Below are 13,674 nucleotides of genomic sequence, written 5' to 3'. Positions count from 1 at the left end.
GCGGCCTTACCCGGGGGATTCGGGGTCCCGGCCACCGTCCCGAGCGGGGTGGCGGCCGGGGCGGTCGCCGTATCACCGGTGATCCATCGATAGATCACCTCTTACGGCCCTGAAACGCTTAATCTGAGCAGATGCGCGATTGCCTGGTGCTGGCCGGTCCCACCGACGAGATCTACTCCCCCGACAGAATGGACCTGTTCACCGAGATCGAGCGTGAACGCGCGGCGACGTTCCTCAGAGAGAGCGACCGGCGCGACTTCGTCGCGGCCCATCTCCTGGTACGGCAGTGCGCGGCCAAGGTCGTCGGCGTCCCCGAGGACCGGCTGACGCTGCTGCAGCACTGCGACCGCTGCGGGCCGGGGCACGGCAAGCCGTACTTCCCGGAGGTCCCCGAACTCGGCGTCAGCCTCTCCCACAGCCACGGATACGTGTGCGCGGCGGTGGGCCCGGGCCGGGTCGGCGTGGACGCCGAGCGCGTCCCCGCGGGCCCCATGGACAAGGCCCTGGTCGCGCACGTCCTGGCTCCCGCGGAGCGGGCCCTGGTCCGCGACAGCGAGGAGCTGATCCGCCTCTGGGTCCGCAAGGAGGCGCTGATCAAGCGCGGCGAGCTCACCCTGGACGACCTGAGCACCGCGGACCTGTCCGCGCTCCCCATCACGGTGGAGGCGCCCTCCCCCGACGGACCGGGGCCCCGCCTCGACGGAGCCCGGCTCCACCGCCTGGAGTGGGAGGGCAAGCATCTGCTGGAGTGGCGGACGGCCTCAGCCGTCGCGGTCTGCGTCGTCACCGACCACCCGGCCACCCTGGGCTGACCTTCCCGGGGTCGGGTCGAGGAACACCTGCGAGATCGAGGAGAAGCGCGCCTCCAGCCTGCGCGCCACCCGGTCGGCGGCCAGCTCCAGGACGGCCCCGGTGGTGTCGTCGGCGAAGTCGACCCGGGCGGCGACCAGCACCTCGTCCGGCCCCAGCATCATGGTCAGCAGTTCCACCACCCCCTCGACCTCGGGCAGGGCGAGGAGTTCGGCCCTGATCTCCTGCTCCATCCGCACGGGCGCCGCCTGGCCGATCAGCAGGGACACGTTGGTGCGGATGAGGTTGAGCGCGACTCCGAGCAGCAGCAGGCCGATCGCCACCGAGGCGACGCCGTCCCACAGGGGGGATCCGGTCAGCTGGTAGGCCAGCAGGCCGCACGCGGCGATCAGCAGGCCCACCAGGGCGGCGCCGTCCTCGAAGAGCACGGCCTTCAGCGCGGTGTCGGTGGTTCTGGAGACGTAGCGCTGCGGGCTCACCCTCAGCCGCGCGGCCTCGGCGCGCACCTGTGACAGCGCCTTGAGGAACGAGAGGCCCTCGATGACGGCCGAGACCGCGAGGACGGCGTAGGAGATCCTCAGGTCGGCGAGCTCCTCGCCGTGACCGATCTCGTGCAGGCCGTGGGTGATGGAGAACCCGGCCCCGCCGATGAGGGTGGCGAAGGCGGCCATCAGCGCCCAGAAGAAGCCGGCCATGCCGTGCCCGAAGGGGTGCCGGGCGTCTGCGGGGTGGCCGGACCGGCGCACCGCGACGAACAGCAGTATCTCGGTGACCGTGTCGGCGGCCGAGTGCGCGGCCTCGGACAGCATCGCCGACGAGCCGCTGATCAGGCCCGCGACCAGCTTGGCCACCGCGATCGCGAGGTTGGCCAGGCCCGCCACGACCACCGTGCCGAGGCTCTCCGATCCGGCCTTCTCCGCCGCCTTGTCCACCACTCGATCACTGTACGTGCCTGTGAGCCACGTCTCAGGGACTGGACCGGAATAGTTGAAGGTTCACCTATGTTGATGCGGACATATAACCCATAAAGCATCTAAGGACACAAAATGGCTCTCGTGCTCTCCTCCGACGCCCAGAACCTGCTCTTCCGTGACGCCCGCACGGCGAACACCTTCACCGACGAGCCGGTCAGCGACGAGCAGATCCGGGCGATCTACGACCTGGTCAAGTACGCCCCGACCGCGATGAACCAGCAGCCGCTCCGGATCGTCCTGGTCCGCAGCCCCGAAGCCCGCGAGCGGCTGATCCCCCTCATGAGCCCGGGCAACCAGGCCAAGACCGCCGCCGCTCCGCTGGTCGCCATCCTCGCCGCCGACCTGGACTTCCACGAGGAGCTCCCCAAGGTCTTCCCGCACGCCACCGGCGCCAGGGACATGTTCGCCGCCGACGAGGCCAGGCGCGCCCACTCGGCCAGGTTCAACGCGACCCTGCAGCTCGGCTACTTCATCCTGGGCGTCCGCGCCGCCGGCCTGGCCGCCGGCCCGATGGCAGGCTACGACGCCGCCGGCATCGACAAGGAGTTCCTCGACGACGCCCACACCGTGCTGGCCGTCGTCAACATCGGCAGGCCCGGCGAGAACGCGTGGTTCGACCGTCTTCCCCGCCTGTCCTACGAGGAGGTGGTCACGGCCGTCTGATGTAGGTTCTGACCTATGAGCAGGGAGCGCGCCGACGCGGGAAGCGGAATGGCCGGCCGGCCGGAGCCGCCCGCACAGCAGACGGACGAGGGTGAGCGATCGGTGGACACCGAGGATCCCCGCTGGCTCAACTCGCTTGAGCAGCGGGCCTGGCGTGCCCACCTGGCCGCGCACAAGCTCCTGGAGCACCGGCTCGATCGCGATCTGCAGACCTTCGGGCTCTCGGTCAACGACTACGAGATCCTGGTCAACCTCTCGGAGCACCCCGAGCACCGCATGCGCATGAGCGACCTGGCCGACGCCACGATCCAGTCCCGCAGCCGCCTGTCCCATCAGATCTCCCGGATGGAGACGGCCGGACTGGTCGCCAGGGAGACCTGCGCCGACGACCGGCGCGGCACCTTCGCCGTGCTCACCGAGCACGGCTGGGCCACCATCCAGAAGGTCGCGCCGCACCACGTGGCCAGCGTGCGCCGGCACTTCATCGACCTGCTCACCGACGACCAGCTCCACGAGCTGGAGACGGCCTACGTCCCCGTGGTGAACCACCTCAAAAGCCTGCGCTGAAGCGAAACCGATACCGGCGGGTTCTCCCTTAGTTGACCGAGCGGTCGCTACGATCCGGCCATGTCTGCTCGCCGGATCCTCGTCGCCGCGGTGATCGCCGCGCTCTCCCTGATCACCGCGTGCGGCGGCGGTGGCTCCCCCGGTGACCAGGCGGCGCTGCCCGGCGGGGCCGAGCTGGTCAAGAAGTCCGCGGAGGCGATGCGGAGCGTCAAGTCCGCCGCCTTCACCATGGAGACCGAGGGCACCCCGCCGGTGCCGGTCAAGAAGGCCAGCGGCCGCCTCAGCGGGACCGGCGACGCCGACGGCACCATCAACATCGACCTGGCGGGCAGCCTCCAGGAGATCCAGTTCGTCCTGATCGGGGAGACCGTCCACTTCAAGGGCGTGACCGGCGGCTTCCAGAAGATATCGCGGAGCCAGCTGGCCTCGATCTACGACCCGTCGGCCATCCTCAACCCCGACAGGGGCATCGTCCAGCTCCTGAGCAACGCGCTGGACCCGAAGACCGAGGCCGAGGAGAAGGTGGACGGCACCGGCGCCTACCGGGTCTCGGCGACGCTCTCCCAGCAGGTCCTGGCCACGATGGTGCCGGGGCTCACGCAGAGCGTGAACGGCAGGCTCTGGATCGACAGGTCCACCAACCGCCTGCTCAAGGCCGACCTGCCGCTGAACGGCGGCAAGGTGATCGTCACCTTCCGCGACTACGACGTGCCGGTCCAGGTCACCGCACCGGCGGAGTGACCCGTGACCGACCCTGTCCCGCACCCCGCGACCGGCCGCCCGGCGACGCCCCCGGCGGCCGAGGATCCGACCGGCGCCCCTGCGACGCGCGGGGAGACCGGCTCCACGGCGCAGCCCGCGTCCGACCATGCGAGTCACCCCATCGCGCAGCCCGCGGCCGACCGTGCGGACGGCTCCACCACGCACCCGGCGCCCGGCCATGCGGACGGCTCCACCACGCAGCCCGCGGCCGACCGTACGAGCGACCCCGGGCCCGGCGGAGATCCGGCTGCCCGGCGGCGGACCGCGCTCGGCGTGGGCGGCACCGCGGTACTGCTGGCCGCCCTGGACGCCTATGTCGTGGTCACCGTCCTGGTCGACATCGCCAAGGACGCCGACGTCCCGCTGAACCACCTGGAGCGGGCCACCCCGATCGTCACCGGCTTCCTGCTGGGCTACATCGCGGCCATGCCGCTGCTCGGCCGGCTCTCCGACCGGTACGGCAGGCGCCCGCTGATCCATCTCTGCCTGGCGGGCTTCGCGGTCGGCTCGGTCGTCACCGCGCTGGGCGGCACGGTCGCCTGGCTGGTCGCCGGACGGGCCCTGCAGGGTCTGGCGGGCGGCGCGCTGCTGCCCATCACCATGGCCCTGGTCGGTGACCTGTGGGACGAGCGCGACCGCCCGGTGGCCCTCGGCGCGGTGGGCGCGGCCCAGGAGCTCGGCAGCGTGCTCGGCCCCCTGTACGGCGCGGCCCTGGCCGCCCTGGTGCCGCCCACCCTGCAACTGGGCGGCGTCCAGCTCGGCGGCTGGCGGTCGATCTTCTGGCTGAACCTCCCCCTGGTCGCCCTGGCCGCGGTGGCCGTGCACCGGTCCGTGCCGCCGCCGGTCCGCGGCCCGGCCGCCAGGACCCGCGTCGACGTGGTCGGCGGCCTGCTGCTGGCCCTGGCGCTGGGCCTGCTCGTGGCCGGGCTCTACAACCCCGACCCGAGCGCTTCGGTCCTGCCGCCGTGGGGCCTGCCCATGATCGTGGCGGGGGTGGCCTCCGCCGCCGCGTTCGCCGGGTGGGAGAGCCGGGCCCGGACCCGGCTGATCGACCTGGCGGGGGTCCTGCGCGGGCCGTTCTTCGCCACGCTCGGGGTGAGCTTCCTGACCGGCGCGGCACTGCTGGTCACGCTCGTGGACGTGCAGCTGTCGGCGCAGACGCTGCTCGGGCTGGAGACGCTGGACGGCGCGCTGGTGCTGTCCCGCTTTCTCGTCGCGCTCTCGGCGGCCGCGCTGCTGGGCGGGGTCGTGGCCCGCCGGTACGGCGAGCGGGTGGTCGCGGTGGCCGGGCTGGCGCTCGCCACGGCCGGCTACGTCCGGATCGGCCAGTGGCCCGCCGACCTGGCCGCCGCCGGATACCGCATGGACGTCGACCTGGTCGTCGCCGGGCTCGGCCTGGGCGTGGTGATCGCCCCCGTCTCCTCGGCGGTGCTGCGGGCCACACCGGCCGCCCAGCACGGCGTGGCGTCGGCGGCGGTGGTCGTGGCCCGGATGATGGGCATGCTGCTCGGTGTCGCCGGGCTGTCGGCCTGGGGTTTCCACCGCTTCCAGTCGCTCACCGCCGACCTGGACACGCCGCTGCCGTTCGGCGTGGACCCCACCGTCTACGCCGGGCGGCTGGCCGACTACGAGAGCAGGGTGCGGGCCGCCCTGCACATCGAGTACAGCGAGATCTTCCTGCTCACCGCCGCCCTGTGCGCGGCGGGGGCGCTGGTGGCGCTGCTGCTGCCGCACCGGCCGGCGGACGCGGCCGTGAAGTGAGCCGGACGCCCACTCGACAGCGGCTTGACCAGGGGTGGGACGAGGCGAGGGCCCGCGAGGTCCGGGAGGCGGCCGGTCCCGGGCGTCACGAACGGTCCCGAGAGTCACGGCCGGAGGGCCGATGAGAGCGCGGGACAGGGGCTCCGGCCCGGGAGGCGGCCGGCCTCCGTCCGAGGAGGCGCGGAAACGACAGACGGCCCGGCGTGAGCCGGGCCGTCCGCCGGCCGTCACTTCTTCTGGGCCGGCCGCTTCTCGCGGATCTTCATCGTGACCTCGATCGGAGAGCCGGCGAAGCCGAACTCCTCGCGGATGCGGCGCTCGATGAAGCGGCGGTAGGTCTCCTCGAGGAATCCCGAGGTGAACAGCACGAACTTGGGCGGCTCCGTCGACGCCTGGGTGGCGAAGAGGATCTTGGGCTGCTTGCCGCCCCGGACCGGGGGCGGGGTGGCCGCGACCAGGTCGGTGAGGAAGGCGTTGAGCCGGGCCGTGGGCACCCGGGTGGACCAGGACTCCAGCGCCCTGTCGATGGCCGGGACGAGCTTCTCCACGTGCCAGCCGGTCTTGGCGGAGATGTTGGCCCGCAGCGCCCACGGAACGCGGATGAGCTGGCGGTCGATCTCCTTCTCCAGGTAGTAGCGGCGGTCCTCGTCGAGGAGGTCCCACTTGTTGAACGCCACGACCATGGCCCGGCCCGACTCGATCACCAGGGAGATGATCCGCAGGTCCTGCTCGGTCAGCACCTCGCTGGCGTCGATGAGCACGACCGCGACCTCCGAGCGCTCCAGCGCGCCCCGGGTGCGCATGCTCGCGTAGAAGTCGGCGCCCTTCAGCTCGCGGTCGCGCCGGCGGATGCCGGCGGTGTCGACGAAGCGCCAGGTCTTGCCGCCGAGCTGGACCAGCTCGTCGACCGGGTCACGGGTGGTGCCCGCCATCGGGTCGACGAGCACCCGCTCCTCACCCGCCAGCTTGTTCAGCAGCGAGGACTTGCCCACGTTGGGCTTGCCCAGCAGGGCCACCCGGCGCGGGCCGCGCTCGACGCCGAAGCGCTGCTGCGGCGTCTCCGGCAGCTTGTCCAGGATCACATCCAGCAGGTCGCCGCTGGAGCGGCCGTGCAGGGCCGAGACCGGCTGCGGCTCGCCCAGGCCCAGGGCCCACAGGGCGGCGGCCTCCAGCTCCATCTGCTGGTTGTCGACCTTGTTCGCGGCCAGGATGACCGGCTTGCCGGAGCCACGCAGCACATGGCCGACGATCTCGTCGGCGTCGGTCACGCCCACCACGGCGTCCACCACGAACAGGATCACATCGGCCAGCTCGGCCGCGACCTGCGCCTGCTCGGCGATCTTCAACGCCATGCCGGTCGCGTCGGGATCCCAGCCGCCGGTGTCGACCACCGTGAACCGGCGGCCACGCCAGGTGGCGTCGTAGGTGACCCGGTCGCGGGTCACGCCCGGCACGTCCTCCACGACCGCCTCGCGGCGGCCGATGATCCGGTTGACCAGGGTGGACTTGCCCACATTGGGGCGGCCCACCACGGCCACGACCGGCTGCGGGCCGGAGTCGTGGCCCGCTTCCTGCTCAGAGCTGTCGTCGGTACCCAGATCGGCCAGCTCAGCCTCGATCCAGCCGCTGTCTTCTTCCCCGGTCACGCCTTTTCCTTAATCACACGTAGCACCACGGCGATGACCTCTTCCAGGTTCAGCGCCGTGGTGTCCAGTTCGACGGCGTCGGCCGCCATCGAGAGCGGGTCTGCCTTCCGCGTCGAGTCCAGGGTGTCGCGCCTGGCCATCGCGGCCTTCTGCGCCTCCACCGTGGTGCCGGTGAGCTCCGCCGTACGGCGCAGCGCCCGGGCGTCCGCGCTCGCGGTCAGATAGATCTTGACCGGGGCGTCGGGCGTGACCACCGTGCCGATGTCACGGCCCTCGACGACGATGTCGCCGGCGCCGATGACCTCACGCTGCTCGGCCACCAGCCGGCGCCGCACCTCGGGCACGGCGCTGACCGCGGAGACGGCGGCGGTGACCTCGGAGGTGCGGATGGCCACGGCGGCGTCGACGCCGTCCACGGCCACCGACGGGGCGTCCGGGTCGGTGCCCATGGAGAGAACCGGCTCCATGGCCCTGGCCGCGATCGCCCCGGGGTCGGTGAGATCGACGCCCCGTTCGAGCATCCACCACGTGATCGCCCGATACATCGCTCCGGTGTCGAGATAACGCAGCCCCAGCGCCCGCGCGACCCCGCGCGACGCGCTCGACTTGCCCGACCCCGAAGGACCGTCCATGGCGACGACCAGTCCGGTCACGACGCCTCTCCCTTGCAGCCCGCTTCAGTTGTCCGTACGAGGCTACCGGGAGCGGGGACGGAAGCACGCATCGATCGCCCCTGAGCGTCCCGCCTCCCGCCGGAGCGGGCGCGGGACGGACCCGTTACGGCAGCTGCCAGCCGTGCGCGCGCAGCGCCTCCGACAGCGTCTCCACCGCCTCGGGCTGCACGGACAGGTCGGCGGCGCCCAGCGGCAGCCCGGGGGCGTGCTCCAGCCGGACGTCCTCGATGTTGACGCCCGCCTCCTCGGCCACCAGGAACAGCCGGGCCAGCTCGCCCGGACGGTCACCGATGATGACCTGGACGGTCGCATAGGTGCGTGCCGGGCCTCCGTGCTTGCCGGGGATCCGGCCCGTGCCCGCGACGCCGCGGTGCAGCAGCTCGGTGACCCGCCCCATGGCCGCCGGGTCGGCGGAGGCCCGCAGCGAGGCGGCCGCGGCCGCCAGGTCGGCGGCCACCGCCTCCAGCACGTCGGCCACCGGCAGCGCGTTGCCCGACAGGATCCCGGTCCACAGGCCCGGGTCGCCGGCCGCGATGCGCGTGACGTCACGGACCCCCTGCCCGGCCAGGCCGAGCGCGGTCTCCGGCGCCTCGGCGAGCCGGGCGGCCACCGCGGAGGCGGCCACGTGCGGGGCGTGCGAGACGACCGCGACGGCCCTGTCGTGCTCGGCGGCCTCGACCTCGACGGCCTCGCCGCCGCAGAGCTTGATCAGCCCGCGCAGGGCCTCCACCGCGTCGGGCGAGGTCTCCTCCGTCGGGCACAGCGCCCACGGACGGCCCAGGAACAGGTCGGCCCGGGCCGCGGCGGGCCCCGAGCGCTCCCGGCCGGCCAGCGGGTGCCCGGCGATGTAGGTGGTCAGATCGCAGCCGAGGTCGGCGGCCTGCCGGAGCGGGAGCGCCTTGACGCTGGCCACGTCGGTGTAGAAACGGGCGGCGCCGGCCTTCTGGAGGTCGGCGAGCCGGTCGGCGACCACGTGCGGGGGGACCGCGATGACCGCGAGGTCCACGCTGCGCCCGGCGGTCCACTCGGTGCCGGCGCCCAGCTCCCGGGCCAGCCGTACGGCTCCGGCGTCGCGGTCGGCCAGGTAGACGGTGACCCCCTGCTCGCGCAGGGCCAGGGCGACCGAGGTGCCGATCAGGCCGGTGCCGACGACGAGGACGCTTTCGAGGCCGCTCACGCGTGCTCCCTGGGCTCGGCGGGCGTGGTGACGCATGACGGGGTCACTGGGCGATGTCCACACGCAGCGCCACCGCGCCGCGCAGGTAGACGTGCTGGATCTCCTGGCGGGGCCGGTCGGTCTCCACGTGGGCCATCAGCCGGACGACATGGGGCAGCGCGCCCGGGACGTCGATCTCGGAGGCGCAGATCAGCGGCACGTCGTGGAAACCGAGCTTGCGGGCGGCCAGGGCGGGGAACTCCGCGGTCAGGTCGGGCGTGGCCGTGAAGATCACGCTGATCACGTCGTCGGTCGTGAGCCTGTTGCGCCCCATCACCTCGGTGACCAGCTCGGTCACCCCGGCCAGGATGGCCTCCCGGTCGTTGCCCTCGACCTGGATCGCGCCGCGGATCGCCCGCACCATCGTCGTTCCTCCATACCGTTCGCGCCGGGCCACCCACGGGCGGCCCGGCGCGTCCTGGACGTGCGTATTACGGAAGGTTACAGGCCGACGGCGGCGTAGAGTTCGCCGACTTCCTTGAGGGTCAGCGCGCGGACCGTGCCCGGCTTGAGGCGGCCGAGCTTGACCGGGCCGAACTCGATGCGGGCCAGGTCGATGACCGGGTGCCCGACCTCCTCCAGCATGCGGCGGACGATGTGCTTGCGGCCCTCGTGCAGGACGATCTCCACCAGGGCCTGCTGCCCGTGCTCCTGGACCAGGGTGAAGGAGTCGGCCTTGGCGATGCCGTCCTCCAGGTCGATGCCCTTCTTCAGGCGCCGGCCCAGGTCCCGCTCGATCTTGCCGGGAACCTTCGCCCAGTATTTCTTCTGCACGCCGTAGCTCGGGTGGGTGAGCCGGTTGGCCAGCTCGCCGTCGTTGGTGAGCAGGATGAGACCCTCGGTCTCGGTGTCAAGACGGCCCACGTGGAACAGCCGCTCGGTGCGGTCGGCCACGAAGTCGGCCAGTGAGGGGCGGCCGTCGGGGTCGGACATGGTGCTGACGACGCCGATCGGCTTGTTGATGGCGAGGTAGACCAGGTCGGGCATCGTCGGCAGGCGCTTGCCGTCCACGTGGATGACCTGCTTGGCCGGGTCGACCCGGGCGCCGAAGCGGCGGACCACCTGGCCGTCGACCGTCACCCGGCCGTCGCCGATCATGTCCTCGCAGGCCCTGCGGCTGGCCACACCCGCCTGGGCGAGGACCTTCTGCAGCCGGACGCCGTCCGGGACCTCGGTGGTGTCGCGCTCGTCGACGTAGTCGCGGTCGTAGAAGTCGGAGTCCCGCTTGGGCTGGCGGGAGGTCTTGAACCGGTCGTTCTCGATCGCGCCGGGCCTGCGCTCGGCCTTGGCGGGGCCGCGGCCCGCGGCGGCGCGGGGCTCGCCGTACGAGCCCGCCCGCTTACCGCCGATCGTCTGGACCTCGTCCCGCCGCCCGGTCCTGCCGTACCGGCCACGGGAGCCGCCGCCGGCCGCCTCACCGCGGCCACTGTCCGGACCGGACCGGCCGCGCTGGCCGCCGCGGTCGTCACGGCGCGGACCGTCGGAGCGGAAACCACCGCGGTCATCGCGGCGCGGACCGTCCGAACGGAAACCGCCCTGCGATCCACCGCGGTCGTCACGGCGCGGGCCGTCGGAGCGGGAACCACCCTCGGCGGGCCTGCCGTAACGGCTGCGCGAACCGTCGCGCTCGGCCCGGAAACCACCGCGGTCATCGCGGCGCGACGGGTCGGAGCGGAAACCGCCCTGCGATCCACCACGGTCATCGCGGCGCGGACCGTCCGAACGGAAACCGCCCTGCGATCCACCACGGTCATCGCGGCGCGGACCGTCCGAACGGAAACCGCCCTGCGATCCACCACGGTCATCGCGGCGCGGACCGTCCGAACGGAAACCGCCCTGCGATCCACCGCGGTCGTCACGGCGCGGACCGTCGGAACGGAAGCCACCACGGTCGTCGCGGCGCGGGCCGTCGGAGCGGGAACCACCCTCGGCGGGCCTGCCGTAACGGCTGCGCGAACCGTCGCGCTCGGCCCGGAAACCACCGCGGTCATCGCGGCGCGACGGGTCGGAGCGGAAACCGCCCTGCGATCCGCCGCGGGATCCGCCGGAGCGGGAGCCGCCCCGGGAGTTGTCGCCTCCACGGGGGCCGCCACCGCGCGGGGCTCCGCCACGGCCTCGACCGCGTCCATCACCGGACGGGGTGCTGCGCCTGCTGTTCACTACTTGTGCTCCTCTAGGGTTTCCACGTCATCGGGAAGGAACGGCGCCAGTTCGGGGAGCTCGTCGAGATCCCGCAGGCCCATCCGTTCCAGGAAGAACGAACTTGTCCGGTAGAGCACGGCCTGGCTCTCCGGTTCGGTGCCGGCCTCTTCGACCAGCCCCCGCGTCACCAGCGTGCGCATGACACCGTCGCTGTTGACGCCTCGGATGGCCGCCACCCGGGCCCGGCTGACCGGCTGCCGGTAGGCGACCACGGCCAGGGTCTCCAGTGCGGCCTGGGTGAGCCGCGTCTGCTGGCCGTCGCGGACGAACCGCTCCACGAGGGCCGCGCACTCGGCCCGCGTGTAGAACCGCCAGCCACCCGCGACCTCTCTCAGATCGAAACCCCGGCCGCTGTCGGTGTATTCCGCCGACAGCTCACGGAGTGCGGCGGCGACCTCGCCGGTGGGCCGTTCGAGGACCTGGGCGAGGGTCATCTCGCTGACCGGTTCGTCGACCACGAGCAGGATGGCCTCCAACCCGGCGCGCAGGTCCGGCTCGGGCACCACGTCAGTCATGGGCAGGCTCTCTCTTGGTGCTCTCGTCGTAGTCGTCGGCCACGGCGACGTCCCCGTCGTCGCTCCCGGTCCAGGTCACGTGCAGTTCTCCGAGGGGCTCCACCTGGTCGAAGGAGACGGCCGCCTCCCGGTAGAGCTCCAGGACGGCCAGGAAACGCGCGACGACCTCGAAGGTGCCGGCGCAGTCGGAGGTGAGGGCCCGGAAGGTCGCCCGGCGCACCCGCCGCAGCCGCTCGACAAGGATAACCGCCTGATCCCTGACATTGGCGAGCGGTTGGTAGATGTGGGCGACGGAGACCGACGGGGGCGTCTTGGGCGCGAAGGCCCGCTGGGCGAGCTGGGCCAGGCGCTCGGGGCCGATGCCCAGGACCAGCTCGGGCAGGAGGTCGGCGAACTGGGCCTCCATCGGCACGGTCCGCGGGTAGCGCAGGGCCTCCTCGGCCATCCGCCCGGAGAAGACCTTCACGACCTCCTTGTAGGCCCGGTACTGCAGGAGGCGGGCGAACAGCAGGTCACGCGCCTCCAGGAGGGCGAGGTCCTCCTCGTCGTCGACCTCGCCGGAGGGCAGCAGCCTGGCCGCCTTGAGGTCGAGCAGGGTCGCGGCGACGAGCAGGAAGTGGCTGGTCTGCTCCAGATCCCACTCCGGACCCCGGGCCCGGATGTAGGCGATGAACTCGTCGGTGACCCGGCTGAGCGAGACCTCGGTGATGTCGAGCTTGTGCTTGGAGATCAGACCGAGCAGCAGGTCGAAGGGGCCCTCGAAGACCTCCAGGTGCACCCGGAAGGTGTTGTCGGCCGGCTGCGCCCCGAGGGCGCCGTCGGCCGGCTGCGGCTGCTCGGTCATCCCACCATTGTCCCGCACCCGGGACCGCAATCACCGCTCCAGCGCGGCCCACCTGGTGAGGACCTCGCGGGCCAGCTCGCGGTAGGCGCTGGCGCCGAGCGAGGAGGAGTCGAAGCTGGTGATGGGCTCACCGGCGACGGTGGCGTCGGGGAAACGGACCGTCCGGTTGATCACTGTGTGGTAGACCTTGTCGTCGAACGCCTCGACCACCCGGGCCAGCACCTCGCGGCCGTGCAGGGTCCGCGCGTCGTACATGGTGGCGAGCAGGCCCTCGATGACCAGGTCCTCGTTGATGCGCTGCTGGACCTTGATGATGGTGTCCATGAGCAGCGCGACCCCGCGCAGCGCGAAGAACTCGCACTCCAGCGGCACCATGACGCCGTGGGCGCAGGCCAGCGCGTTGATCGTGAGCAGGCCCAGAGAGGGCTGGCAGTCGATCAGGCACACGTCGTATTCGGGCAGGAGGGGCTTGATCACCCGGCCGAGCACCTGCTCGCGGGCGACCTCCGTGACGAGCTGGACCTCGGCCGCCGACAGGTCGATGTTGCTGGGCAGCAGGTCCATGCCCTCGACACCGGTCTCCATCAACACGTCCCTGGCGGTGATCTGCCGCTCCATCAGGAGGTTGTAGACCGTCAGGTCGAGCTGGTGAGGGTTGATCCCGAGGCCGACGGAGAGGGCGCCCTGCGGGTCGAAGTCGACCAGCAGCACCTTGAGCCCGGCCTCGGCCAGCGCCGCGCCCAGGTTGATGGTGGTGGTCGTCTTGCCGACGCCGCCCTTCTGGTTGACCATGGCCACGACACGCGCCGGCCCGTGCACCGTACGGGGGGGCGGGTCGGGAAAGACCGGACGGGGTCGCCCGGTCGGGCCGAGGACTCCCCCAGTGTGAGGGGTCCCGGCGGTCTTGGTGTCCCCCCAGGGATTCTCGGGGTTTCCGGGGGTCGTTCCCCGGACAGAACCGTCGGTGGTCACAGTCACCAGTCGAACCTCCCTGACGGCCTCGAACCGGACCGTCCGGACGGACACTATGGCGTCAACAC

Annotated in this window: 14 protein-coding genes; 5 read left to right on the top strand and 9 right to left on the bottom strand. The window is 72.1% G+C overall.

Going from position 1 to position 13,674, the window contains the following annotated elements:
* Positions 1 to 131: 131 nt before the first annotated feature.
* Positions 132 to 812, top strand: coding sequence for a 4'-phosphopantetheinyl transferase family protein (locus tag J2S55_RS06200; RefSeq protein ID WP_306857955.1), 681 nt, complete (start codon positions 132 to 134; stop codon positions 810 to 812).
* Here J2S55_RS06200 and J2S55_RS06195 read toward each other — a convergent pair.
* Positions 762 to 1,745 (bottom strand): cation diffusion facilitator family transporter, encoded by a 984-nt coding sequence (locus tag J2S55_RS06195; RefSeq protein WP_306857954.1) that lies wholly within the window; start codon positions 1,743 to 1,745, stop codon positions 762 to 764. The genes J2S55_RS06200 and J2S55_RS06195 overlap by 51 nt on opposite strands.
* 111 nt (positions 1,746 to 1,856) lie before the next feature.
* Here J2S55_RS06195 and J2S55_RS06190 point away from each other — a divergent pair, with 111 nt between their 5' ends.
* From J2S55_RS06190 to J2S55_RS06175, 4 genes are read left to right on the top strand one after another with little or no spacing between them, the layout of a single operon-like run.
* On the top strand, positions 1,857 to 2,447 hold the full coding sequence (locus J2S55_RS06190) for a malonic semialdehyde reductase (RefSeq protein ID WP_306857952.1): 591 nt from the start codon (positions 1,857 to 1,859) through the stop codon (positions 2,445 to 2,447).
* Positions 2,448 to 2,462: 15 nt separating this feature from the next.
* Positions 2,463 to 3,014, top strand: coding sequence for a MarR family winged helix-turn-helix transcriptional regulator (locus J2S55_RS06185; protein ID WP_306857950.1), 552 nt, complete (start codon positions 2,463 to 2,465; stop codon positions 3,012 to 3,014).
* 60 nt (positions 3,015 to 3,074) lie between these two features.
* Positions 3,075 to 3,755: an LppX_LprAFG lipoprotein gene (locus J2S55_RS06180; RefSeq protein ID WP_306857947.1), complete on the top strand. Its 681-nt coding sequence runs from the start codon at positions 3,075 to 3,077 to the stop codon at positions 3,753 to 3,755.
* Between the two features lie 3 nt (positions 3,756 to 3,758).
* Complete coding sequence (locus J2S55_RS06175; RefSeq protein ID WP_306857946.1) at positions 3,759 to 5,537, top strand: MFS transporter; 1,779 nt, start codon at positions 3,759 to 3,761, stop codon at positions 5,535 to 5,537.
* Between the two features lie 227 nt (positions 5,538 to 5,764).
* On the opposite strand, the gene der is transcribed toward J2S55_RS06175, so the two are convergent.
* From der to J2S55_RS06135, 8 genes are all read right to left on the bottom strand, one after another.
* Positions 5,765 to 7,144 (bottom strand): ribosome biogenesis GTPase Der, encoded by a 1,380-nt coding sequence (der, locus tag J2S55_RS06170; protein WP_306858569.1) that lies wholly within the window; start codon positions 7,142 to 7,144, stop codon positions 5,765 to 5,767.
* 35 nt (positions 7,145 to 7,179) lie between these two features.
* Entirely contained in the window at positions 7,180 to 7,836 is a 657-nt protein-coding gene (gene cmk, locus J2S55_RS06165; protein WP_306857944.1) for a (d)CMP kinase, read from the bottom strand.
* A gap of 124 nt (positions 7,837 to 7,960) precedes the next feature.
* Positions 7,961 to 9,070: a prephenate dehydrogenase gene (locus J2S55_RS06160; RefSeq protein WP_306857942.1), complete on the bottom strand. Its 1,110-nt coding sequence runs from the start codon at positions 9,068 to 9,070 to the stop codon at positions 7,961 to 7,963.
* A gap of 7 nt (positions 9,071 to 9,077) precedes the next feature.
* On the bottom strand, positions 9,078 to 9,437 hold the full coding sequence (gene aroH / locus J2S55_RS06155; protein ID WP_306857940.1) for a chorismate mutase: 360 nt from the start codon (positions 9,435 to 9,437) through the stop codon (positions 9,078 to 9,080).
* A 77-nt stretch (positions 9,438 to 9,514) separates the two neighbouring features.
* On the bottom strand, positions 9,515 to 11,233 hold the full coding sequence (locus J2S55_RS06150; RefSeq protein WP_306857938.1) for a pseudouridine synthase: 1,719 nt from the start codon (positions 11,231 to 11,233) through the stop codon (positions 9,515 to 9,517).
* The gene (gene scpB, locus J2S55_RS06145) at positions 11,233 to 11,790 is read right to left on the bottom strand and encodes an SMC-Scp complex subunit ScpB (protein ID WP_306857936.1); all 558 of its coding nucleotides are present in this window, start codon (positions 11,788 to 11,790) and stop codon (positions 11,233 to 11,235) included. Before scpB ends, J2S55_RS06150 begins: the two co-directional genes overlap by 1 nt.
* On the bottom strand, positions 11,783 to 12,634 hold the full coding sequence (locus tag J2S55_RS06140; protein ID WP_306857934.1) for a segregation and condensation protein A: 852 nt from the start codon (positions 12,632 to 12,634) through the stop codon (positions 11,783 to 11,785). The genes scpB and J2S55_RS06140 overlap by 8 nt, the downstream gene beginning before the upstream one ends.
* Positions 12,635 to 12,664: 30 nt before the next feature.
* Positions 12,665 to 13,612: a ParA family protein gene (locus J2S55_RS06135; protein ID WP_093887137.1), complete on the bottom strand. Its 948-nt coding sequence runs from the start codon at positions 13,610 to 13,612 to the stop codon at positions 12,665 to 12,667.
* Between the last annotated feature and the right edge of the window lie 62 nt (positions 13,613 to 13,674).

The organism is Streptosporangium brasiliense, from assembly GCF_030811595.1.
GTDB lineage: Bacteria > Actinomycetota > Actinomycetes > Streptosporangiales > Streptosporangiaceae > Streptosporangium > Streptosporangium brasiliense.
This window is presented reverse-complemented; position numbering and strand designations above follow the sequence as displayed.

What these genes read in the sequence shown, in the direction of transcription:
- J2S55_RS06200 (WP_306857955.1), top strand. Translation starts at nt 132, where the DNA reads ATGCGCGATTGCCTGGTGCTGGCCGGTCCCACCGACGAGATCTACTCC.
- J2S55_RS06190 (WP_306857952.1), top strand. Translation starts at nt 1,857, where the DNA reads ATGGCTCTCGTGCTCTCCTCCGACGCCCAGAACCTGCTCTTCCGTGAC.
- J2S55_RS06185 (WP_306857950.1), top strand. Translation starts at nt 2,463, where the DNA reads ATGAGCAGGGAGCGCGCCGACGCGGGAAGCGGAATGGCCGGCCGGCCG.
- J2S55_RS06180 (WP_306857947.1), top strand. Translation starts at nt 3,075, where the DNA reads ATGTCTGCTCGCCGGATCCTCGTCGCCGCGGTGATCGCCGCGCTCTCC.
- J2S55_RS06160 (WP_306857942.1), bottom strand. Translation starts at nt 9,070, where the DNA reads ATGCGTCACCACGCCCGCCGAGCCCAGGGAGCACGCGTGAGCGGCCTC.
- aroH (WP_306857940.1), bottom strand. Translation starts at nt 9,437, where the DNA reads ATGGTGCGGGCGATCCGCGGCGCGATCCAGGTCGAGGGCAACGACCGG.
- scpB (WP_306857936.1), bottom strand. Translation starts at nt 11,790, where the DNA reads ATGACTGACGTGGTGCCCGAGCCGGACCTGCGCGCCGGGTTGGAGGCC.
- J2S55_RS06140 (WP_306857934.1), bottom strand. Translation starts at nt 12,634, where the DNA reads ATGACCGAGCAGCCGCAGCCGGCCGACGGCGCCCTCGGGGCGCAGCCG.